This window comes from Ilumatobacter sp., from assembly GCF_046290335.1.
Taxonomy (GTDB): Bacteria; Actinomycetota; Acidimicrobiia; order Acidimicrobiales; family Ilumatobacteraceae; genus Ilumatobacter_A.
Genome location: NZ_JBKAGH010000001.1, coordinates 1,251,885 through 1,273,717 on the forward strand (window position 1 = coordinate 1,251,885; position 21,833 = coordinate 1,273,717).

Consider the following 21,833-nt stretch of genomic DNA (forward strand, 5'->3'; position numbering starts at 1 on the left):
CGGATGCGCCGCCTTCTCATCGCTGCCCCCATCGTTCTGCTCGTCGCTGCGTGCTCGACCGATACCACCGACTTCAAGGACCAGACCGAGAGCTTCATCAACGACAGCTCCGAGGTCGCGGCGATCTTCGACGGCGCAGACGTGTCCAACGCGTCGTGCGAGGAGCCGGCGAGCAAGGATGTCGGCACCACCTACGTCTGCACCGCTGACGTCGAAGGCTTCGGATCGGTCACCTTCGACGGTCTCATCGACGCCGAAGACTCCTTCACCATCGCACCGCGGCCGTAGTCGGCGCGGCGGTCGACGACTGCCTGATCACACACCCGGCGGCGGCCGCGTCGATATTCGGCGCATCGAGATCGCCGAACCTGCCAGGGTGCAGCCGACCGTGAACTCGATCACGGAACCTCGACCTGGGAGCAGCACGTGAAGAAGTACGCAACAGCAATCGTCGTGGGCATGTTCGCCCTCACCGCCACCGCATGTGGTAGCGACTCCGGCGGTGGCGGCGACGACGCTCGTGACCGCCTCGTCGCATCGTTCGTCGCTGACAACGAAGCTGGCTCGGTGGACGAGACGTGCGCCCGAGAGGCGATCGATCGGCTCTCGAACGACGACGTCGAGATCATCGCGGCGAACCTCGATGCCGACGACGTGCCCGATGGTCTCAGCCCCGAGGCGATCACCATCCTCGGCGACCTGATCGGCTGTATCGAGTTCGACTTCGAACTGGAGGAGTGACCGTCACGCGTCGATGGTCGGGGCCGATCTCGTCATCGGATCCCCGATACTCGGCGCTGCGTCGGCTCGGCGAAGCTCATCCGCCGTCGGCATCGAGACCGTCGGGAGCGTCGCGCTCCGTCGTCCGGTAGTCACCGAAGGTCTCGTCGCGTGTACTCAGCGCCGAGGTGACGCCCTTCGCGAACTCGCGGTGGTATTCGATCGAACTCGGCTGATGGAAACCGATCGCGTTGATGTCAGCCGTGGCGCGCATGCCATTGCGCATCCCCATCGCCTCCATCGCTCGGTGCACCACACGCTTGTTCAGGGCTTGGAGATCGGCTGGCACCTTGGCGACGCGCTCGGCGATCGCGAGGACGGCGGCGTCGAGCTCGTCGGCCGGGAACGACCGGTTGGCGAACCCGGCCTCGACGGCTTCGACCCCGGTCATGGAGTCACCGGTGAGCATCGCCTCCATCGCACGCCGCATCCCCATCATCCACACGTGCCAGCCCATGTCGGGGCTCGACATCGATCGCACCGGCGGGTAGCCGATCTCTGCGTCGTCCGCGACGTAGACGAGATCGCACGCGGTCGCCAGTTCCGTGCCACCGGCGAGGCAGTACCCGTGCACCTGGGCGATCAGCGGGATGCTGAGGTCCATCATCTCGAACCAGCCCTGGAGCACGTGGCGAGCCCAGCCGCCGTCGGCCGGGCTGATGGTCCAGGGCGGGCGCTCGCTCGGGTCCTGCGCCAGGTCGTAGCCGGCCGAGAAGCAGGGCCCGTTGCCACGGATGACGACCACGCTCACGTTCGGATCGCGGTCGGCGCTGCGGAGCGCGTCGAACAACTCGCTGCGCAACCCGTGCGACAACGCATTGCGCTTCGTCGGTCGGTTGAGCGTCAGCCGGCGAACCTTCGGTGCCGGGTCGTCGATCAGGATCAGCGCGTCGTCGGACATGGCTGGACCGTACCCAGCGCGGGGTCCGCGACCCGAGGCGAGCGCACCGGCACCGAAACGCGGACCGGCCGACGATTCGTGAGAATCGCCGGCCGGCTCGGTGTTCGTGCGTCAGCTCAGCGAGCCGATGCGATGTTCATGGGATCAGCCCTGGAAGGAGCCGCCCTGGCCTTCGAGGTCGATCGGATCGCCCGTCGCCTCGAACGACAGCACGCCGTCCTCGGTGAGGATGACACGCTGCAGCTGGGCTGCCTCGGTGAAGTAGGCATCGTTGACGCCGTCGGTCTTGAGCGTGCCGCCCAGGTACAGGTCGTTGCTGGTGTCGGCGTTCCACACCGATGCCATCAGGTTGACCCGGTTCAGGCCACCCGGCATCTCGGCTGCGGGACGAAGCACCGCTTCGACCAGCTGGCCGTAGAGCACACCGGTCGAGTACGAGCCGTCGGCGCAGGTGACGTCGCCGTACTCGGCGAGGATCTCCTTCGTCAGCTCGATGGAGGGATCGCCGTCGAACGTCGGGTCACCACAGACCTTGTTCGAGTTGGTGAACTGCGGGCTTGCACCTTCAGGCGCCAACACGGCAATCGCATCCTGTACCGGCGCGTAGAACGACGCCAGGTTGTTGCAGGTGTAGGAGTTGTAGAACACCGGGCGCCACGCCGACGCAGCGAGGTTCGCTGCGACCTGCGGGCAGTACGACGCCGTCGTACCGCTCACGAGCACCTGCGCGTCGGTCGCGATGAGCGTCGTCATCTCGTTGGTGATGTCGGGCGCCGCCGGATCGTGCAACTGCTCTTCGACGAGATCGATGCCCGCACACGCGTCGGAGTTCTTCAGCGTGTTGAGGTACGTCGTACCGAAGTCGTTGTTCATGATCAGCGCGGCGACCGTGACACCTTCGCCGAACTGCTCCAACATGGCCGAACACCAGATGTCGGTCTCGGTGGCGTAGTTCAAGATGTTGCCGACGGTCCACGGGAAGTTCGCCGGGTCGCCCCAGAGCGGGAAGCCCGTCGAGTTGAACAGCTGCGGGACGCAGTTGTCGTCGGTGATCGGACGGGCCGCCAGGTTGTTGGGCGTTCCGATGATGTGCGCCAACGCAAAGATGTCGTCGGAGTCGATCATCTCTTCGACGTTGGCAACGGTACGACCGGCCTCGTAGGCGTCGTCACGCAGCACAGCAACGAGCTGCTTGCCGTCGATGGGATCGTTCTCGTTGAGGTAGTCGAAGTACATCTGCATGCCTTCGCCGATCGCGCCGAAGGCAGCGATCGGGCCGGACTGTGGCAGCGACATACCGATACGGATCTCGTCACCGTCGACGCCCTGGAGCGGATTCCAGTCGTCGGGGCAGTCACCGAGGTTCAGCGTGGTTCCCGCTGCGATCTCGACGTCGCCTTCGAGTGCGAGCGCTTCGCCGCTGCCCATGTCTTCGTCTTCGGACATGTCTTCGTCTTCGGACATGTCTTCGTCCTCGGACATGTCTTCGTCCTCGGCAGGCGCCTCATCCTCGGCAGGCGCGTCATCCTCGGCAGGCGCGTCGTCTTCGGCCGGTGCCTCGGTCTCGGCAGGTGCGTCGTCGGCACCGCCATCGTCATCGCTGCCGCAGGCTGCGAAGATCAGGCCGGCGGCCAACAATCCTGCAACGCTGCGCTTGGTACGTGATCGCATCTAGCTCCCCTTATGTGTTGTTGTTGCTGAGTGTTCAGCTCTTGAACCGACCAGCGGGCCCGCTTGGCGAGCACTCGGTCGGCGATCTCGGACCGACGATCGAATGATCGTCGGCCTCGACTTGGTCACCGTGAAGATGTCACCGTGACGTGTCCCCGTGAAGATCTCTTCGTGAAATGTCACCGTGATGTGTTCTTCGTCACCGTAGTCGGCCAGCGTGACGGATGAACAGTCACGCGCCGTCGCTCGACGAGCCGACCGGCTCACGATCGGGTGCAGGCGCATCGCCAGCCGCCGAAGTGGCCACCGGAAGGTCCGGCGGCTTGGGCAGGATGCGGATGAACCGGGCCTTGATCTGTCGAGCTCCCGCCGTGACACCGCCCGGCAGCACGAAGGTCAACACGATGAGCAAGATGCCCATCAGCAGCGGACCCGTCGGGCCCTGCAACCAGCGATCGGGAATCCCCGGGAACTCGCTCGTCGCCGACGCCCACTCCGGAATGAACGTGATCACCAGACCGCCGATCACCGCTCCCGGCAGCGTGCCGACGCCGCCGACCACCATGCCGACGATGAAGTAGATGGAGATGAGCTGCGTGAAGTCGCCGGGCGAGGCGATCTTCAATTCGGCCACGTAGATGAAGCCACCGATACCACCGAGGGCAGAGGCGACACCGAACGACAGCGTCTTGTAGAGGGCGAGGTTCATGCCCGTGACGGCAGCGCTCGTCTCGTTGTCACGGATCGCCCGCAGCGCCCGCCCCGGGCGGCTCTTGACGAGGTTGCTCACCAGTTTCGTGCAGACCGCCGCCACGATGACCATCAAGAAGAAGATCCAGACTCGATCGGCCTCTCGACTCGAGAGGTCGCCGTCGCCGAAGTACCCGCCGATGAGCGGAATCCCCTGCAGGATCGAGGCGATGCCGTCGAGGGGAAGCCAATCCGGAGCGACCAGCTTCGAGTCGACCTGGAGTCCGCCCGCACCGTTGGTGTACTCCTGCAACGCTTCGAGTTGCACGATGGCAGGGAACACAGCCGCGAGTCCCAGCGTGACCAGCGCCAGGTACAGACCCCTGATCCTCAACGCCGGTATGCCGAAGGCCATCCCGACGATGAAGCAGGCGGGAACGACGACGATCAACGTGGAGAACCACGCCCAGTTGTGATCGGCGACGAGCCACGCGGACAGATACGCGCCCATGCCGAAGAAGAAGCCTTGGCCGAGCGAGAGTTGACCAGTGAATCCGGCGACGACCTGGAGTCCCAGGATCGCCACCATGAACGCGATCGCCTTGGTGAGGCGCGGCGTGCTCAACGAGTACTCGTTGCCGAACAACGCCAGCTTGCCGGTGTCGTTGTAGGCGAACGCGATCAGCACGAGGAACACGACGAACAGTGCGATGAACACCCACTTGTAGGTGAGGTGCGCCCGACTGCCGTCGACGAACTGGTAGCGAGGTGGTGATGCCATGGCGTTCTCCTAGACCCGTTCCACTTGGGGTGTGCCGAACAATCCGGACGGTTTGAACAGCAAGACCAACATGAGCACGACGACGGCGGCGGCGAGCCCCATCTCGTTCGGAATCGGCGTGTACGGCACGAGGATCGACTGGACCATCCCGATGGCGATCCCGCCGACGATGGCGCCCCAGAGACTGTCGAGTCCGCCGAGCGCAGCAGCGGAGACGGCGAAGATGAGCACCCGGATCATGATGGTCGGCTCCAGCTGACGGAACGGGTCGGCCACGAAGACCGCCGCACCGAGCGTGCCCACCGCCGCGGCGATCGCCCAGCCGAACTGCAGCGTCGGGCCGACGCGCACGCCGACCAACTCACTCGACTGCAGGTTCGACGACACAGCGCGGAACGCCAGGCCGACCTTGGTCTTGTTGAGCAGCAGCGTCAGCGCGGCCGCTGTCACCAGGACCGTGATCGTGACGCCGACCGTGTACCAGCGCAGCGCCGCGTTGCCGAACGTGAACACGTTGCCCGACGGGAACAGCTCGGGGAATCGCCGAGGGTCGAAGCGCCAGATGATGCCGGCCACGGCGTTGATCGCGAGGAACAAACCGAGCGTGATGATCACCAGCGGCAGGTGATCGGACGGATCGAACGGTCGGATCAGTGTCCGTTCGACACCGGCTGCAGCGACCGCTGTGATGAGCATGCCGAGCACGACGGCGATCCACATCGGGATCCCCCGCTCGGCGGCCATCACGAACACGACGAACGCGCCGATCATGGCGAACTCGCCCTGAGCGAAGTTGATCAGGGTGGTCGCCTTGAAGATCATGACGAGCGCCAGTGCGACGAGCGCATAGGTGGCCCCGTTCGACAGACCGTCGAAGAGGCGGGCAACGAAGAGTTCCATGTGTCGTCAGACTCCCAGGTAGGCCTTGCGGATTTTGTCGTCGTGCATGAGTTCGTCGGCGGGACCGTCGAACGCGATCGTTCCGGATTCGATGACGTAGCCGCGGTCGGCGATACCCAACGCGAGTTGGGCGTTCTGCTCGACGACGAGCATGGTCATGCCGGTCTCTTTGTTGATCTCGGCGAACCGCGCGAAGAGGTCTTGCACGATGAGTGGGGCGAGACCCAGTGACGGCTCGTCGAGCAGCAACAGATCGGGACGCGACATGAGTGCCCGCGACACCGCCAGCATCTGCTGCTCGCCACCGGACAACGACCCGGCGCGCTGATTGCGCCGCTCGCGCAACACCGGGTAGACGTCGAACCACCGCTCGATGTCGGCGTCGACCTCGCCGTCTTTGCGAATGTAGGCACCGACCCGAAGGTTGTCCTCGACCGAGAGTTCGGGCAACGTGCCACGACCCTGCGGGACGTGGGCGACGCCCTTGCGAACGATGTCCGGCGTCTTCTTGCCGAGGATCTGCTCACCTCGGAGGGTGACACTGCCCGTGGTGGCGATCATGCCGGAGACCGCACGCAGAGTGGTGGTCTTTCCCGCGCCGTTGGCACCGAGGATGACCACGATCTCACCGTCGTCGACGTGGAAGTCGAGGCCGTGCAGGACCTGGATCTGACCGTACCCGCCGGAGAGACCGGCAACGTCGAGCACGCGAGCGCCAGATGGCGCTGCCGTGGCCGACGGCTCCGATACCGTCGCCGCGTTATCGGTGGGGGTGTGTGTGTCGTCGCTCATGATGCCGGCGCTCCCAGGTAGGCCTCGATGACGGCCGGGTCGTCTTGCACCTCGGAGGGAAGGCCCTGCGCGATCTTCTTGCCGAAGTCGAGCACGACCACCTTTTCGGAGATGCTCATCACGAGGCCCATGTGGTGCTCGACCAGGAGGATCGTGAGGTCGTAGTCAGTTCGAATCTTCTGGATGACGTCCGAGAGTTCACCGACCTCGCTGTGGGTCAGGCCGGTGGCTGGCTCGTCGAGCATCAGCAGCTTCGGATGCCCCATCATCGCCCGAGCCAGTTCGATCCGCTTCAACGTCCCGTACGGGAGCCCTGCGCACTGCTGGAAGGCGACGTGCGCGAGATCGAGGTTGTGGAGGATCTCGAACGCTTCCTGGCGGAGTTCGTTCTCTTCCTTGCGGCGGCCGATGTTGAGCATCGCCGTGAAGATGTTCTGCTTCGACCGGACGTGTGCTCCCGCCATGACATTCTCGATGACGCTCATCCGATCCCAGAGCGCAAGGTTCTGGAAGGTGCGGAAGATGCCGATCTCGGAGATCTTGTGCGGCGGAACATCTGCGGTCGTGTCGTCGTTGGCGCTGGTGCCGACGAGGTCGAGCCCGTTGAAGCTGATCACTCCGGAGGTCGGGTCGTAGATACGACTGATGACGTTGAACATCGTCGTCTTGCCCGCACCGTTCGGACCGATGAGGCCACAGATGGAGCCTTCGTCGATGTCGAAGGTCACGTCGCTCAATGCGACGATGCCACCGAATCTCACCGAGATGTCATTCACCTCGAGCAATGCCATGCATCTCCCCCTTCGATCGGACGACGAGACGTCCGGTTCCTACGAGGTCGGCAACGTAGCATGACAAGTGCCGACCGTCACAAACCGGAGGAGCAAGAACCGACCGACCCGGCCGCCACGGAATCACTGGCCGGTCCGTGCGAGATCGTCGTGCGATGGCGGCGAGATGGCGAGCCCGCGTGCCGCGGCGGGAGCGGAGTGTCTAGAGTCGCCTCGTGAGGACGCGGCTCGCACTGATCTTCTCCCTGACGACGCTCGTGATCGCTGCGTGTGGCAGCTCCGACGTGCTGGTGCGGAGCGAACAGTCCGATCGGATCGAGACGACGTCCCTCGACGGCGACCCGTTCGAATCCACCACACCGGTCGATCCCGACGACCTCGCTCCGGTCGACGCCGATCCCGATGACACCGCCGATGACACCGCCGATGACACAGCCGATGACACGGCCGATGACGAGGCGTCGACGTCCACGACGCTCGCGGATCCGATCGTCAGCGATCCCGATGCGATCGACTTCGGCTCGAACAAACCCGAACGCGCGTACGACGACTTCTTGCTCGCCACCCTCAGCGACATCGAGGCGTGGCTCACCGACGCCTACCCGGCGGCCTACGACGAGCCGTGGCGTCCGCTCGAAGGCGGCGTGTACGCGGGCTACCCCGAACGGGTCGAGCCGATCCCCGGGTGCGGGGAGGCAACGACCGACTACGAGGACCTGCAGTTCTTCGTTGCGTTCTACTGCCCGGTCGGCGACTTCATCGTCTACGACGACGGTGACGAGCCGATCGTGTTCCCCGGCGGCGTCGAGCAGGAACCGCTGCTGTTCTCGCTCGCCCAGCGCTACGGACCTGCCACGATCGGCATCGTGCTCGCACACGAGTACGGCCACGCGATCCAGCAGCGCAGCGGCGCGCTCGACCTCGGCTTGCCGACCGTGGCGACCGAGCAGCAGGCCGACTGCATCTCCGGAGCGTGGGCGGGTCGAGCCGCCGCGGGCGACGCGTTCGGCGTGCCGTTCAGCGACGGCGACGTCCGAGCGGGCCTGATCGCGATGATCGAGGTCCAGGATCCGGTCGGCACCACCCCCAACGTCAACGGAAGTCACGGTTCGGGCTTCGACCGGGTCGGCGCGTTCCAGGTCGGCTTTCGCGAGGGCCTGTCACGGTGCGCCGAGCTGATCGACGCTCCCTTGCCACTCACGCCACTCAACTTCCTCGGTACCGACGACGCCGCCTCCGGCGGCAACGCTCCGTTCGGTTTCGACCCGCCCAACGGGCTGTTCAGCTTCCTCGTTCCCGACCTCAACCTGTACTTCGACACCGATCTCGAGGTCGTGTTCCCCAACTTCGAGCCGCTCGAACTCGCGCCGACGCAGTCGATCGCCGAGGTCGACTGCGACTCGCCGGTCGGCCGCTACGACGACGGTGCGGTCCTGTGCCCGGACACGAACACCGTGTATCTGAACGAGCCCCAGGCGAGGATCCTGTACGACGAATTCGGTGACTTCGGACCCGGATACGTCATCGGCACCGCCTGGGCCGAAGCAGCACAGCGCTCGACCAATTCCTCGCTCGTCGGCGAGGCCCGCCAGCTTCGCAATGACTGCTTGACCGGCGCCTGGGTCAACTCGGTGATCCCCGTTCGCGATGCCAACGGCGAACTCGTGCTCGTCGAGGACCCCGAGACCGGCCTGTTCCGGATCCAGCTCCCGCAGCCTCGAGCGGAGGGGCGGACCGCGTCGATCTCACCCAACGACCTCACCGAAGCGATCCAGACCGCCATCATCATCGGCGACGAGAACGCCAGCGACGATGTGATCGGCAGCGCATTCGAAAAGATCGACTCGTTCCGCCGCGGCACGCTCGACGGCATCACCGCCTGCACCTGAGCCCGCCCACTGAACCCGCCACGGAGCAAGGCAGTTGGCGCCTGACGTCGGCCCCGTCCACGACCACGGCGGGGCGAGACAGCTGGCCCCCGTCGGCCGGACGGCGACCGCGCGTGCGGACCTGCGATGATCATGCGATGAGTTCGCATCATCACGATCACGGCGCCCTGGACCCGCCGCGCGTCGGCGCCCTGGACCCGCCGCGCGTCGAGGAAGTCGCCGACCGAGTCTTCGCATACGTGCAGCCGGACGGAACGTGGTGGATCAACAACACCGGCTTCGTGGTGGGCGGTGTCGGCGACGGCGTCGTCGCGGTCGACACATGCGCCACCGAACGCCGGACCCGCCGCTTCCTCGATCACGTCAGCCAGGTGACCGCCGAGCCGATTCGCGTGGTGGTCAACACGCATCACCACGGCGACCACACCCACGGCAACTTCCTGACACACCCGGCGGCCATCGTCGGCCACGAGCGCTGCCGTTCCGCGATCCTCGCAGCGGGGATCACCCATTTCGACGGCGTGTTCGGCGACCCCTCCCCCGACTGGGGTCACCTCGAGGTCGCCCCACCGATGATCACCTTCACCGATCACCTGCACGTCCACGCTGGCGACATCGGGGTCGAACTGCACTACATCGGCACCCCTGCGCACACCGACAACGACGTCGTCGCATGGCTTCCCGAACAACGCGTGCTGTTCAGTGGCGACCTGGTGTTCAACGGCGGAACCCCGTTCGTCCTGATGGGATCGGTGACCGGTGCCCTCGACGCCATCGATCGACTGCGTGCATTCGATGCCGACGTCGTCGTTCCGGGGCACGGCCCGGTCTGTGACATGTCGGTCCTCGATCGGCTCGGCGACTACTACCGCTTCGTGCAGCGCGTCGCACTCGACGCGCACGCGTCCGGTGTGACCCCACTCGAGGCTGCCCGCGACACCGATCTCGGCGAGTTCGCGGAGCTGAGCGACAGCGAACGCATCGTCGGCAATCTCCACCGGGCGATGTTCGAACTCGACGGGGCAGCCCCGGGGGCTCCCATCGACCTGGTCGGGGCGATCACCGACATGATCGTCTACAACGGCAACCGCCCGCTGCGCTGCCTCGCCTGATCGGCCGCCCAGCGCGTCAACCCGGCGGGCAGGCGTGGCGCCGCGTCAGCTCGCCAGCAGCGCAGCGAGAATCGCAGCGAGTTCGACCGGACGATCGCCTTGCACGCTGTGACCTGCGCCGTCGACCACGACCACGTCGAGGTCGGGCTGGCGCCGCCGCGCCTCGGCGACGTCGGCGTCGTCGACGACCGGCGACAGTGAGCCACGGACGAGCGTCATCGGGCAACGAACTCGGCTGAAGTCGTCCCACATCGGAGAGAGCACCGGAGTGGCGTCGACGGCCGGCTCAGATGGCGGCTCAGCGGGGTCCGGGAGTGACGAGCGAGCATGACTCGAACGGTCGTATCGCCACTGCCACGAACCGTCCGGATGCTGCTTGGCGTTGTGCAGGATCCCTCGTCGCAGAGACGACTCCGAGCGCGTCGGATTGTGTTCGATGGTGCGCGCGACAAGATCGTCGAAGCTGGCAAACGTCTGTGGTCCGTCGACGAAATCGAGGACGGCCTTGGCCTTGCGCTGATTGACACCGGGGGTGATGTCGACCATGACGAGCCGTCGGACGAGCTCGGGGTGGCGCACCGCCAGCTCCATCGCGGTGAGCCCGCCCAGCGACATGCCGACGATGACCGCCGCATCGGGCGCCAGGTCGGCGACGGCCGGAGCCACGTCGTCGGCGAGGTTCGGCGGGCTGTAGGCACCGTCAGAACGCCAGTGCGAGTGGCCGTGCCCGGGCAGGTCGATCGCGACGGCGGAGCGGCCCAACGCCAGCAGCACGGTGTCCCACGTGTGCGCGTTCTGCGCTCCGCCGTGAATCACGACGATCTCCGGCTCATGGCGTCCCCATCGCAGCGCGCTGACGTGGCGGCCGAGGTCGTGAGGCAGACCGATCTCCCGGCGCTCGACCGGCGGGATCTCGGCCACGTCGAGCTCGAACTCTGCGATGTTCTCGTGGAACAGCGCGAATTCGTCGTAGGCAACCAGCGGCGTGTCGTCAGTCATCGACGCCGAACCTAGCGACCGTGATCAGCCGTCGCCGGATCCGCCGTCGGCCGTGTCGCCGCCGCCACCATCATCGCCGCCACCGCCGTCGCCATCATCATCATCGCCGCCGCCATCATCGCCTCCGGTACCGCTCGCAGCGACCGTGGTCGTCGTCGCAGCCGGCGTCGTGGCCACTGGCACCGTGGTCGGCGGCACCGTGGTCGCCGTCGGGGTCGTGTCAGGGGTGGTATCGGGAGTCGTGTCGGGCGTGGTGTCCGGTGGCGTCGTCGTCTCCGGAGCAACGGTCGTGGTGGTTTCGGGCACGGTCGTGGTGGTCGTCGTCGTCGCTGCCCATTCCGGGTCCAGCCAGTTGAACGTCGGGAGCCGCTCGCGCTCGCTCTGCTCCTCCGGTTCCTTGATGCCGTCCCAGACGTAAACCTGATCGCCGATCGATGCAAAGCTCTGGAAGACGTCGGAGACCGACATCGGCAGGCGGATGCAGCCGTGCGACGCCGGCTGCAGCGGCACGTTGAGCGCGCCGTGGATCGCGATGCCGTAGTTGAAGTACATCGGGTTCCACATGCTGCCGAGCGCGCTGTCACGGATGCCGTCGACCTGTCGGTAGAACTCGAACACGCCACCTGGAGTGTTCGAGATACCGCACTCGCCTCGAATCAACGGCTCCTCGCCATCCCGGTTGCCGTATTCGCCGGGGCTGATCGTGACTTCCTCGCACCATTCTTCGCCCGTGCCGCTCGACATGTGTGAGATCAGCACCGGCTTGTCATCGTGGAACACCGCGACCACCTGCTCGGGCAGGTAGATCTCGGTGTGGTTGACACTCGTCGCGTTGGGGCGACGCGGCTGGATGACGAACGGATCCTGCATCCGATCCCACATCTCGGGGGTCACGCGTCCGCTCGGCGCGTTCGACGGTACGTCGAGCACGAGCTTCTCGTAGGCCCACACGGCCTGGATGGTCTGGTCGCCGTAGATGCCGTCGGCGGGTCCGGGCATGAACCCGAGTTCGGTGAGGCGGAGTTGCACGTCGCTGACGTCGCTACCCGCCACGCCTCGTGCGAGCGTGCGGTTCAGCGTGGTCTTGACGACGGGCGCCGTGGTCGGGACGGTCGCGGTCACCTCCGGGATCGAGTCGGGCACGGTGAGCGCTGGCGCGACCGGATCGAGAATCGACGCCGGGTCGGCCGACGTGCCGTCACTCGAGTCACCGGACCCACCGCCGAGGACGATGCCGAGCACCACCACCGAACCGAGGAGTCCGGCCGCCGCGATCGCGGGCAGCCATTGGGCGAGTGGGCTCTTGGGAGGTCGGTTCGGCTGGTTCACGATGGAGTGGTCGCGCCCGGGATGCTGTTCGGAGGATGCTGTTCGGAGCGACGTCGCCGACGACGATATCCGTCCTGGACAGACCCGGTGCCGCGCGACGACGGTGTTTCGCGGGCCTTCACCGTTTCCGAAGTCCGACGTGCTCCGAGCCAACACCGGTCCGACCCCGGTCCAACCCCGATCCAGCCCGATGCCGATGAGCGCCAGTCGTGTGTCGACGTCCGTCGCCGTGCCCGAGCAGATCAGTCAGCAGGTTCAGTCCGTCCGGATCGGTTGGATACCGTCGAGATCGCTGCGCAGTTCGCGCATCTCGCGCAGGATCTTCAAGATGACGCCCGGCGAACTCAGTGTCGACTCGCCGCGCGTCCGGGGGAAGTAGTCGACGCCGAACTGCAGCATCTCGAATCCCAACCGCGTCGCCCGGATCACGAGTTCGGCATCGATGAAGGATCCTTCGCTACGGAGTTCGACATGGTCGAACAGCCGGGCCCGGCACAACTTGAACGCGAAGTTGATGTCACGCGCCTTCACGCCGAACATCGTGCGGATCAACAGGTTGTACCAGAACGTGTAGACGGTGCGTAAGTAGCCCTCACCGGTGCGGTCGAGGCGGTAGGCGCTGACGAGATCGACGTCGTAATCGCGCATCAACCGGACGGCCCGAGGAAGTTCGGCCATGTCGAACGGCAGATCGGCGTCGGTGTAGAGGATGAGGTCGCCCGTCGCTGCGGCGAAGCCGGTCTTGATGGCGCCGCCCAGCTTTCGATTCTGCGGATGGTGCACCGCAACCACCCGCGCGTCCGCGGCCGCCAGCCGGTCGGCGATCTCTCCGGTCCGGTCGGTCGACGCATCGTTGACGACGATGAGTTCGTAGTCGGCGATGTCACCGCGCTCGATGAGACGCCGCCCAGCACGGTGCCCGGCAGCAAGTGCCCGCTCGATGTACAGCTCCTCGTTCCACATCGGATAGAAGATCGACAACTTGGCGAACGGCGCAACGGGTGACACACCCGAGTCGTTCAGCTGCTTGGCTCCGACCGGGTCGCCAGCTCTCGGATCGGCAGGAACGATTGGTGCCTGGTCGCGTGTCACGACCCGAGACCGTAGCCCGCGAGCGCGCCTCGGCGTCCTCACCCACGCCGCCGACGGAACGGCCGCGCGCCTGGCGGAGCGACGCCGGAGGAACGGCCCCGGGCCGGGCGGAGGGTCGGCAGGAGTGAGCGGCCGCTGGCGGCCGGATGCCGTCGGCGCTCGACGAGCCATGATTTTCGATCGACCGGTAGCCTGCGCGCGATGTCCGAGTTGCCGCCGCCACCGACCGGATCTGCGGCACCGCCGTCACCGTCATCGACACCACCACCCTCCTCGCAGCTGCTCCCAGGGCCGTCACCGCGACCAGGATCGTCACCGGCGACCGCCCCACCTCCTTTGGCGCTGCTCGGAGTGCGCCCCGGCGATCTCACGGGTACCTGGCGGATGCTGCTGGCTGTCGGCTGGCTCGCGGCGGGCTTCGCCTACGCAGCCGTCTGGCAGGCAAGCGTGCAGATCGGCATCGCGACCTGGTGGGTCGGCCCTCGTTCGGAGCCGACCCCCGCCGCCGTGCGCATGATCCCGTTCGTCGTCGTGCTGCTGATGGCGCTCGCCGTGCTCTACAACGTCCGAGGACTCCTGTGGCTGAGCGTCATCGCGGCTGGCGGCACCGTGCTGATCGCCGTCCCCGACTTCTCCCGCTCGGCTGGCTTGGCGCTCACCGAACTCGTGATCTCGTTGTCGCTGCTGATCCTCAGCGCTGTTGCCTCGACCGGCCGATACCGAGTCGTCGGTGCCGGCGAGCCGAACCCCGCCGAGCCCTACCGGGGCGAGCCGGACCCGGCCAGCCGCGACCGTCGGTAGCTCTGGCCCGTTGTCAGCCTTCCTCGCCACGGGGGAGCATGCAACCGCGTGGGACCATCGACGGCGATCGTCGACCGGACACTCGCCGGGTCCGAGCGCAGCGCGTGGCACCTGGTCGAGGCGGGAACCTTCCACGATGCGGCGACGAGCCACCGGTATCGTGCACGGCGCATGACCACCTCAGCAGACCGCGATCCCCGCGACGATCAACACGGCGACGCCCACGAGCCTGTCGACGCGACGACAGCACGCACCACCAACGTGCTCATGTCGCTGCCGATCGGGGAACGAGTCGGCATCGCCTTCTCTGGCGGCCTCGACACCAGCGCTGCCGTCGCCTGGATGCGCGAGCGCGGCGCGATCCCCTACACCTACACCGCCGACCTCGGTCAGTACGACGAGCCCGAACTCGAGACCGTGCCCGATCGCGCCAAGGTGTACGGCGCCGAAGTGGCCCGCTTGGTCGACTGTCGTGACGAACTCGTCCGCGAGGGTCTGATCGCACTGCAGTGCGGAGCGTTCCACATTCGCACCGCGGGCAAGACCTACTTCAACACGACCCCGCTCGGCCGCGCCGTCACCGGAACCCTGCTCGTGCGGGCGATGCAGGAAGACGGAGTCGACGTGTGGGGCGACGGCTCGACGTACAAGGGCAACGACATCGAACGGTTCTACCGTTACGGGCTCCTGGTCAACCCGAAACTGCGGATCTACAAGCCGTGGCTCGACCCGCAGTTCGTGGACGAACTCGGCGGCCGCCAGGGCATGAGCGACTTCCTGGTCGAACGAGGACTGCCCTATCGGGACCCGTCGGAGAAGGCGTACTCCACCGACGCGAACATCTGGGGAGCGACCCACGAAGCGAAGGCCCTCGAGGAACTCGGCACCTCGATGGAGATCGTGTCACCGATCATGGGGGTCGCTCACTGGGATGCGGCAATCGCCATCGAGACCGAGGACGTCACCGTCAGTTTCGTCGAAGGTTGGCCGGTTGCGATCAACGAGCGTCGCTTCGAGTCCCAGGTCGACCTCGTGCTCGAAGCGAACGCCATCGGTGGACGCCATGGGCTCGGGATGAGCGACCAGATCGAGAACCGGATCATCGAAGCCAAGTCGCGCGGCATCTACGAAGGCCCTGGGATGGCGCTGTTGCAGATCGCGTACGAGCGTCTGCTGACCGGCATCCACAACGAGAACACGCTCGAGAACTACACGACCATGGGTCGCCGGCTGGGGCGCCTGTTGTACGAGGGGCGCTGGTTCGACCCGCAGAGCCTGATGCTGCGTGAGCCGTTGCTGCGCTGGGTCGGCTCGGCGGTGACCGGCGAGGTCACCATCCGTCTGCGGCGCGGTGACGACTACTCCATCGTCGACACGCGCAGCCCGAACCTGACCTACGAACCCGATCGTCTGTCCATGGAACGCGTCGAGGATGCCGCCTTCGGCCCGCTCGACCGCATCGGTCAGCTGACGATGCGCAATCTCGATATCGCCGACACCCGCAACAAGCTCGACGTGTACCGCAACGTCGGCACCCTCACCTCCGGCGACATCACCCCCGCCCTCGACCGCTGACCAACACCTGGGGTCAGACCCCAGGTGTTCGACACGTGGGGTCAGACCCCAGGTGTCGAGCTGGGGTGGGTGAGCTGCGCGACCACGTTGGCGACGAGGGCGGCGCGGGCGGGCATCGTCGCCACGACGAGATGCTCGGAGTCGGCGTGGGCGCCACCGCCGACCGCCCCGAGCCCGTCGAGGGTCGGCACGCCGATCGCTGCGGTGAAGTTGCCGTCGCTGCCGCCGCCGACGGCGTAGCCAGCGATGCCCGGCACCGCCCGCGAGGCCAACGGGAACAGCGTGGCGGAGGCGGACTCGGGCATCGGCGGGCGGCTGATCGACCCGTTCACCTCGATGGTCGATGCGGGGTCGACCGGGCGCAACGCCGCCATCGCCGCCTCGACCCGTTCCTTCTCGTCGGCCGACTCGACGCGGACGTCGACCCGGATCCTGGCCTGCGCCGGCACCACGTTGTCGGCGGTGCCGGCCGAGGCGACTGTCGGCGTCACGGTCGTACCGACTTCGGGTCGTGCGAACGTCGCGATGGCGAGCACCTGATGCGCCGCCTCGACCAGCGCATTGACACCCTTTTCGGGTTCCAGTCCGGCGTGCGCTGCCCGCCCCGAGATCACGACGTCGAACGTGCCGCATCCCTTGCGACCGGTCTTGAGCGCCCCGCCGTCTGCCGACGGTTCGAGCACGAGCACGTTCCCGCAGGCGGCGGCGCGAGCTTCGATCAAGTCGCGCGAATGCAACGAACCGACTTCTTCGTCGGCGCTGAGCAGAATCTCCACACCCGACAGGTCGTCGAGTGCGGCCAGGCCGTGCAGCGCCTGCACGATGCCGCCGAGCATGTCGAACACGCCCGGGCCGGTCGCGATGCCGTCCTCGACCCGGAACGGTCGCTCCGCCAGCGTTCCGATCGGGAAGACCGTGTCGTGGTGACCGAGCAAGAGCACCTTCGGCTCGCCGCCGCCTGACCAGTGGACGTGCGGTCCGACCGGGCTGTCGACCAATCGAACGTCGCCACCGAGGTGACGCTCGATCATCGCGCCGACAGCGTTGGCCGACGTGGTCACCGCCTCGACGTCGAGTGACGGAGACTCGATCTCGACCAGCACCTTCAGGTCGTCGAGCATCGCCTCCAGGTCGAATCGATCGGGGGACACGGCACCGGTCAGCACATCATCACTCACAGGCTCCACGCTACGCCCCCGCTGAACGAGCCGCGATGCCCAGATCGAACCCCTCTGGGTCGTCACGGTGCGCTCGTCGTCGGCTCGGCCGCGACATTGCACGCTCGACCTGTCAACATCTTCGTGTGCAACGACGACGCCAACCTTTCCGCACCCGTGTCATGGGACTCCTCGCCGCCTCGGCCCTCGCGATCACCGCGTGCTCGGGGAGCGACGACGCGTCGTCTGATTCCGACGACGCGGATGTGGCGAGCACCGAAGCGCCAGCCGGCACCGAGGCCACGACGACGGACGAGTCCGCACCCGACGAGGCCGACGACCAGCTCAGCGACGAAGCCGACGACGAAGCCGACGAGGAAGCCGACGAGTCGCCTGCGGAGACCTTGCCGCTCGTCGAGGGGTTCGGCGAGATCCGTCCGGGCGTCGAGCAGATCACCATCACCGGCGCCGAGCCCGGTACCGACGTGCGCGTCGTCGACGCGTCCGTCACCACGACCGGCTTCGAGGAGATCGACCTGGGCGAGGGCCTCGGTGGCGTGATCGACGAATACGGGTCGCTGCTCGTCCGCGGCGTCGACGCCGATGCCGATGTCCGACTCATCGTCGACGCGGCGGCGATGACCGAGCCGATCGACGTGCTCGGCCGCGACGAGCACCCCGCGCCGGCGTTCTACGCCGAGCAGCGGCTTCCGGCTCCTGGCTTCGGCTACATCGAGATGCGTGACGGCACGCTCCTGAGCGCCAACGTCGTGCTGCCCGGACCGGTCGAAGACGGCCCGTATCCGACCGTGGTCGAGTACTCGGGCTACACGCCGAGCGACCCCGAGGCAGGCGGGTTCGCCGACCTGTTCACGGCGCTCGGGTACGCCTACGTCGGCGTCAACATCCGCGGGAGCGGATGCAGCGGCGGATCCTTCCGCTTCTTCGAGTACCAGCAGAGCCTCGACGGCTACGACGTCGTCGAGGCGGTCGCGGCGCAGCCGTGGGTGCAGGGAAACCGCGCCGGCATGGTCGGGATCTCCTACCCCGGCATCAGCCAACTCTTCGTCGCCCAGACACAGCCGCCGAGCCTGTCGGCGATCACCCCGGTCTCGGTGCTCGACGACAGCTACCAGGCCACCCTCTACCCGGGTGGCATCCTCAACACCGGGTTCGCAGTCGAGTGGACCCAGGACCGCGTCGACGACGGCCAGCCCGCGCTGACGCCCGACGGTGACTTCACGAACGAAGGCCAGGGGTGGGCGACCGACCGGATCGAGTCGGGCGACGAGACGTGCGCGGCGAACCAGTCGCTGCGACTCCAGAACCCCGACCTCGTCGCCGAGATCCGAGCCAACGGGTTCTACACGCCCGAACTCGGCGACGAACTCGCGCCGCGTGTGTTCGTCGACCAGATCACGGTGCCCACCTTCCTCGCCGGCGCCTGGCAGGACGAGCAGACGGGAGGGCGATTCCCGACGATGCTCGACCGCTTCACCGGCACGGATCACCTGTACGTCACCTTGCTCAACGGCCTCCACACCGAGTCGATCAGCCCGGCCGTCCTTCCCCGGATGCTGGAGTTCCTCGACCTGTACGTTGCCGAACGCACCCCGTCACTCGACGTCGCCCGGATCGTCGGGCCCATCCTCGCCGGCGGCATCTTCGGCACCACCGACATCACGTTGCCCGACGATCGCTTCGCTGGTCTGAGTCACGCCGATGCGCTCGCGGCGTTCGAGGCCGAGCCGCCGATTCACGTGCTGTTCGAACAAGGCGCGGCAGAGGGGGCCGCCCCGCTCACGCCGCTCGCCCGCTATGTCGAGACGTTCGAGACGTGGCCGATTCCGTCGACCGTCGCCACGACCTGGCACCTCGGGGCCGACGGCGCCCTGCTCGGCTCGCCAGCCGCCGACGACGGCACCGTCGACTACCTCGCCGTGCCCGACGGTGTGCCCGCCACGTTCTGGGATGGCAACTCGTCCGATCTGTGGCGCACCGACGTCGTCTGGGATTGGCAGGAGCCGGCGCCTGGCACGTTCGCCGATTTCCAGTCGGCTCCGTTGACGGAGACGCTGGTGATGGTCGGCTCGGCCTCCGCCGATCTGTGGGTCAACAGCAACCTCGGCGACACCGATCTCGAGGTCACCTTGACCGAGCTGCGCCCTGACGGCAACGAGGTGATGGTGCAGTCCGGCTGGTTGCGAGCCAGCCATCGGGCGCTCGACGACACCGAGTCGACCGAGCTCCGTCCGGTGCACACACATCTCGAGGCCGACGCAGCACCGCTGCCCGGCCCCGACGACGACGAGCCGTTCGCCCTCGCTCGCGTGGAGATCTTCCCGTTCGCTCACACGTTCCGAGCGGGCTCGCAGATCCGACTGATGGTCGACGCTCCCGGTGGGAACCGCGCCACCTGGGTGTTCGAGACGTTGAGCAACGGCGAACAGGTGCAGATCGGTGTGGGTCCGTCCACGCCGTCCCGACTGGTGCTCCCGGTGATCCCGGGCATCCAGGCGCCCGCCGCCTACCCGGACTGCAACTCGCTGAAGGGACAGCCCTGCCGCCTCCGCTGACACCGCGCCAGCTGTGGCGGATGACGCCATTTCGTCCGCGACGCACGGCGCGATGGTGTCGGCGGGAGGCCGGGAACCGCGAGTACCACCCAGATCGCCGCGGCGACCGGCGCCGTTTGATTGACTGAGCGCCGTGCCCGGTTCGAGCGATCATCGTCAGGAGTTGGCTCGGTTCCTGCGCGCCCGGCGTGAGGCCATCCGCCCCGAACAGGTCGGCCTGCCCTCGACTCGCGGCCGGCGGACGCCGGGTCTGCGACGCGAAGAGGTCGCGCTGCTGGCGGGCGTCTCGGTCACCTGGTACACCTGGCTCGAACAGGGTCGCCGCATCAACGCGTCGCACGACGTGCTGCTGGCGATCGGGCGGGCGCTGCGCCTCGACGACGCCGGGCTCGAACACCTCGTCGCACTGACCGACCCGGGGACCGCCGACGTCGACGCACCGACCGAAGCTCCGAGCGCGCTCACCCGACTGCTCGACGCGCTGATGCCGGCGCCTGCCTACGTGCTCGGCCCGCATTGGGAGTTCGTGGCCTGGAACACGGCGCAAGCTCGCCTCTACCCACGGATCACCGAACTCGACGGGCCGCGCCGCAATCTGCTCTGGGTGTTGTTCGCCGATCCCGCGACCCGCGAGTTGATCATCGACTGGGACATCCACGCTCGTCAGGCGCTGGCCGAGTTCCGCTCGGCGACGTCGGCGATCCGCCACGACGCGGCGATGACCGAACTGATCGCGCTGCTCTCCGAGGAGAGCGACGAGTTCGCGTCGTGGTGGCCCGAACAGCAGGTGTCGGGGTTCGAAACCCGTCTGCGGCGGTTCCAGCACCCAGCGGCCGGTCAGTTGACGTTCGAATACCAGCAACTCACCCCGGTGGAGTGGCCGGCACTTCGCGTCGTCGCACAACTCGCCGTGCCCGGCGACGATTCGGCCGAACGGCTCTCGGTTCGTCACTACCTCGTCTGAGCCTCGCGTCGACCTCGCCGGGCCCGGTGTCCGGCGCTGCATCTCGACGTGGCCGGGTCAGCCCAGCAGACCACCGAGTTCGTCGCGACGCGGCGGGTCGGCTCCTCGTCGTGTGACGACGATGCCGGCAGCGGCGTGACCGACGTCGACCGCGCGCACCACGTCGTCGTGACCGAGTCGGTCCCGCCCGACCCCGCTGGCGTGGAGCGAGGCGAGCAGGCCGGCGCCGAACGTGTCGCCGGCGCCGATCGTGTCGACGACCGTGCCGGAGATCGGTGGCACCGGCACCTCGGTGACCCGACCGTCCCCGACGACGTGCGTGGTTCGGGCGCCGGCGGTGACCACCACCATGCGTGCGCCGAGTTCGACGAGGGCTTTGGCGGCCACGCTCGGTTCGCGTCCGGGCAACAGGTAGTCGAGGTCTTCGTCGCTCACCTTGACCACGTCGGCGCGGCGCACGAGATGCTCGATGCGAGCGCGGTAGGCATCCCGGTCGGCGATGACGGCCGGCCGACAGTTGACGTCGACCATCACGCTGACCTCGTCGCCGATCCGATCGATCACGTCGACGACGGTCTGGGCCATCGGTTCGAGGACGAGGCCGAGACCGCCCGTGAAGATCCAGGGCCGCTCGCCGGCGCTCGCCAGCGCAGCGTCGACGTCGACGGCATCGACGAGCGGCGCCGACGTCTCGGCGAAGTAGAACCGGTACGACGCAGCGCCACGGTCGTCGATCTCGGCGGCGGCGAGCGTCGTCGGCCGCTCGGTGCGGGTCAGCCATCGGACGTCGACGCCGTCGGCCTCCAGCGCCGCGACGAGATCCGTGCCGAATCGGTCGACCGACATCCCGCCGACGAAGGCGACCCTCGTGTCGAGACGCCCGAGCGCACGCGCGGTGTTGTACGGCGCCCCTCCCCGTGCGGCGACCACACTGCCGTCCGGCGAGATGACGAGATCGATGAGTGCTTCTCCGACGACGACGATCATGGCCGACATGCTGCCATCAGTGCTGCCCGACCCCGCGCTCTTCGCG

At 67.1% G+C, this 21,833-nt stretch carries 19 protein-coding genes; 8 read left to right on the forward strand and 11 right to left on the reverse strand.

Translation table 11 applies throughout. The features are described from left to right. Positions 1–3: 3 nt before the first annotated feature. The gene (locus ACE37B_RS05635; RefSeq protein WP_409922298.1) at positions 4–288 is read left to right on the forward strand and encodes a hypothetical protein; all 285 of its coding nucleotides are present in this window, start codon (positions 4–6) and stop codon (positions 286–288) included. Between the two features lie 138 nt (positions 289–426). Next, on the forward strand, positions 427–741 hold the full coding sequence (locus tag ACE37B_RS05640; protein WP_409922299.1) for a hypothetical protein: 315 nt from the start codon (positions 427–429) through the stop codon (positions 739–741). A gap of 76 nt (positions 742–817) precedes the next feature. Here ACE37B_RS05640 and ACE37B_RS05645 read toward each other — a convergent pair whose 3' ends face one another. The 6 genes from ACE37B_RS05645 to ACE37B_RS05670 form a co-directional block, all read right to left on the reverse strand. Further along, positions 818–1,681, reverse strand: a complete 864-nt coding sequence (locus tag ACE37B_RS05645; RefSeq protein ID WP_409922300.1) for an enoyl-CoA hydratase-related protein — start codon at positions 1,679–1,681, stop codon at positions 818–820. A gap of 144 nt (positions 1,682–1,825) precedes the next feature. Continuing rightward, on the reverse strand, positions 1,826–3,352 hold the full coding sequence (locus ACE37B_RS05650; RefSeq protein ID WP_409922301.1) for an ABC transporter substrate-binding protein: 1,527 nt from the start codon (positions 3,350–3,352) through the stop codon (positions 1,826–1,828). Positions 3,353–3,584: 232 nt separating this feature from the next. After that, positions 3,585–4,823 (reverse strand): branched-chain amino acid ABC transporter permease, encoded by a 1,239-nt coding sequence (locus tag ACE37B_RS05655; RefSeq protein ID WP_409922302.1) that lies wholly within the window; start codon positions 4,821–4,823, stop codon positions 3,585–3,587. 9 nt (positions 4,824–4,832) lie between these two features. Continuing rightward, positions 4,833–5,723 (reverse strand): branched-chain amino acid ABC transporter permease, encoded by an 891-nt coding sequence (locus ACE37B_RS05660; RefSeq protein ID WP_409922303.1) that lies wholly within the window; start codon positions 5,721–5,723, stop codon positions 4,833–4,835. A gap of 6 nt (positions 5,724–5,729) precedes the next feature. Beyond that, the gene (locus ACE37B_RS05665) at positions 5,730–6,515 is read right to left on the reverse strand and encodes an ABC transporter ATP-binding protein (protein ID WP_409922304.1); all 786 of its coding nucleotides are present in this window, start codon (positions 6,513–6,515) and stop codon (positions 5,730–5,732) included. Then, on the reverse strand, positions 6,512–7,306 hold the full coding sequence (locus tag ACE37B_RS05670; RefSeq protein WP_409922305.1) for an ABC transporter ATP-binding protein: 795 nt from the start codon (positions 7,304–7,306) through the stop codon (positions 6,512–6,514). Before ACE37B_RS05670 ends, ACE37B_RS05665 begins: the two co-directional genes overlap by 4 nt. Positions 7,307–7,521: 215 nt before the next feature. Here ACE37B_RS05670 and ACE37B_RS05675 point away from each other — a divergent pair, with 215 nt between their 5' ends. Further along, positions 7,522–9,195: a hypothetical protein gene (locus ACE37B_RS05675; RefSeq protein WP_409922306.1), complete on the forward strand. Its 1,674-nt coding sequence runs from the start codon at positions 7,522–7,524 to the stop codon at positions 9,193–9,195. A gap of 137 nt (positions 9,196–9,332) precedes the next feature. Next, positions 9,333–10,307: an MBL fold metallo-hydrolase gene (locus ACE37B_RS05680; protein ID WP_409922307.1), complete on the forward strand. Its 975-nt coding sequence runs from the start codon at positions 9,333–9,335 to the stop codon at positions 10,305–10,307. A gap of 45 nt (positions 10,308–10,352) precedes the next feature. Here ACE37B_RS05680 and ACE37B_RS05685 read toward each other — a convergent pair whose 3' ends face one another. The 3 genes from ACE37B_RS05685 to ACE37B_RS05695 all read right to left on the reverse strand — a co-directional run bounded on the left by ACE37B_RS05685 (position 10,353) and on the right by ACE37B_RS05695 (position 13,727). Further along, positions 10,353–11,306, reverse strand: coding sequence for an alpha/beta fold hydrolase (locus ACE37B_RS05685; protein WP_409922308.1), 954 nt, complete (start codon positions 11,304–11,306; stop codon positions 10,353–10,355). A gap of 24 nt (positions 11,307–11,330) precedes the next feature. Next, positions 11,331–12,635: a L,D-transpeptidase family protein gene (locus ACE37B_RS05690; protein WP_409922309.1), complete on the reverse strand. Its 1,305-nt coding sequence runs from the start codon at positions 12,633–12,635 to the stop codon at positions 11,331–11,333. 255 nt (positions 12,636–12,890) lie between these two features. Continuing rightward, positions 12,891–13,727, reverse strand: coding sequence for a glycosyltransferase family 2 protein (locus ACE37B_RS05695; RefSeq protein WP_409922310.1), 837 nt, complete (start codon positions 13,725–13,727; stop codon positions 12,891–12,893). Positions 13,728–14,111: 384 nt separating this feature from the next. Between ACE37B_RS05695 and ACE37B_RS05700 the strand changes: the two genes are divergently transcribed. After that, positions 14,112–14,528 (forward strand): hypothetical protein, encoded by a 417-nt coding sequence (locus ACE37B_RS05700; RefSeq protein ID WP_409922311.1) that lies wholly within the window; start codon positions 14,112–14,114, stop codon positions 14,526–14,528. A gap of 267 nt (positions 14,529–14,795) precedes the next feature. Continuing rightward, positions 14,796–16,103: an argininosuccinate synthase gene (gene argG, locus ACE37B_RS05705; protein ID WP_409922894.1), complete on the forward strand. Its 1,308-nt coding sequence runs from the start codon at positions 14,796–14,798 to the stop codon at positions 16,101–16,103. 41 nt (positions 16,104–16,144) lie between these two features. Here the strand turns inward: argG and ACE37B_RS05710 are convergent, their stop codons facing one another. Continuing rightward, positions 16,145–17,224, reverse strand: coding sequence for a M20 family metallopeptidase (locus ACE37B_RS05710; protein ID WP_409922895.1), 1,080 nt, complete (start codon positions 17,222–17,224; stop codon positions 16,145–16,147). 182 nt (positions 17,225–17,406) lie between these two features. Here ACE37B_RS05710 and ACE37B_RS05715 point away from each other — a divergent pair, with 182 nt between their 5' ends. Further along, positions 17,407–19,836 carry a CocE/NonD family hydrolase gene (locus tag ACE37B_RS05715; RefSeq protein WP_409922312.1) on the forward strand — a complete coding sequence of 810 codons (2,430 nt, stop codon included), beginning with the start codon at positions 17,407–17,409 and terminating at the stop codon, positions 19,834–19,836. Between the two features lie 133 nt (positions 19,837–19,969). Next, positions 19,970–20,800, forward strand: coding sequence for a helix-turn-helix transcriptional regulator (locus ACE37B_RS05720; protein WP_409922313.1), 831 nt, complete (start codon positions 19,970–19,972; stop codon positions 20,798–20,800). Between the two features lie 57 nt (positions 20,801–20,857). Here the strand turns inward: ACE37B_RS05720 and ACE37B_RS05725 are convergent, their stop codons facing one another. Beyond that, positions 20,858–21,787 (reverse strand): carbohydrate kinase family protein, encoded by a 930-nt coding sequence (locus ACE37B_RS05725; protein ID WP_409922314.1) that lies wholly within the window; start codon positions 21,785–21,787, stop codon positions 20,858–20,860. Positions 21,788–21,833 lie beyond the last annotated feature (46 nt).

Coding starts and splice junctions, on each gene's coding strand:
- ACE37B_RS05635 (WP_409922298.1), top strand. CDS start 4: ATGCGCCGCCTTCTCATCGCTGCCCCCATCGTTCTGCTCGTCGCTGCG.
- ACE37B_RS05650 (WP_409922301.1), bottom strand. CDS start 3,352: ATGCGATCACGTACCAAGCGCAGCGTTGCAGGATTGTTGGCCGCCGGC.
- ACE37B_RS05645 (WP_409922300.1), bottom strand. CDS start 1,681: ATGTCCGACGACGCGCTGATCCTGATCGACGACCCGGCACCGAAGGTT.
- ACE37B_RS05660 (WP_409922303.1), bottom strand. CDS start 5,723: ATGGAACTCTTCGTTGCCCGCCTCTTCGACGGTCTGTCGAACGGGGCC.
- argG (WP_409922894.1), top strand. CDS start 14,796: ATGTCGCTGCCGATCGGGGAACGAGTCGGCATCGCCTTCTCTGGCGGC.
- ACE37B_RS05655 (WP_409922302.1), bottom strand. CDS start 4,823: ATGGCATCACCACCTCGCTACCAGTTCGTCGACGGCAGTCGGGCGCAC.
- ACE37B_RS05680 (WP_409922307.1), top strand. CDS start 9,333: ATGAGTTCGCATCATCACGATCACGGCGCCCTGGACCCGCCGCGCGTC.
- ACE37B_RS05700 (WP_409922311.1), top strand. CDS start 14,112: ATGCTGCTGGCTGTCGGCTGGCTCGCGGCGGGCTTCGCCTACGCAGCC.
- ACE37B_RS05725 (WP_409922314.1), bottom strand. CDS start 21,787: ATGATCGTCGTCGTCGGAGAAGCACTCATCGATCTCGTCATCTCGCCG.
- ACE37B_RS05710 (WP_409922895.1), bottom strand. CDS start 17,224: ATGCTCGACGACCTGAAGGTGCTGGTCGAGATCGAGTCTCCGTCACTC.
- ACE37B_RS05685 (WP_409922308.1), bottom strand. CDS start 11,306: ATGACTGACGACACGCCGCTGGTTGCCTACGACGAATTCGCGCTGTTC.
- ACE37B_RS05665 (WP_409922304.1), bottom strand. CDS start 6,515: ATGAGCGACGACACACACACCCCCACCGATAACGCGGCGACGGTATCG.
- ACE37B_RS05670 (WP_409922305.1), bottom strand. CDS start 7,306: ATGGCATTGCTCGAGGTGAATGACATCTCGGTGAGATTCGGTGGCATC.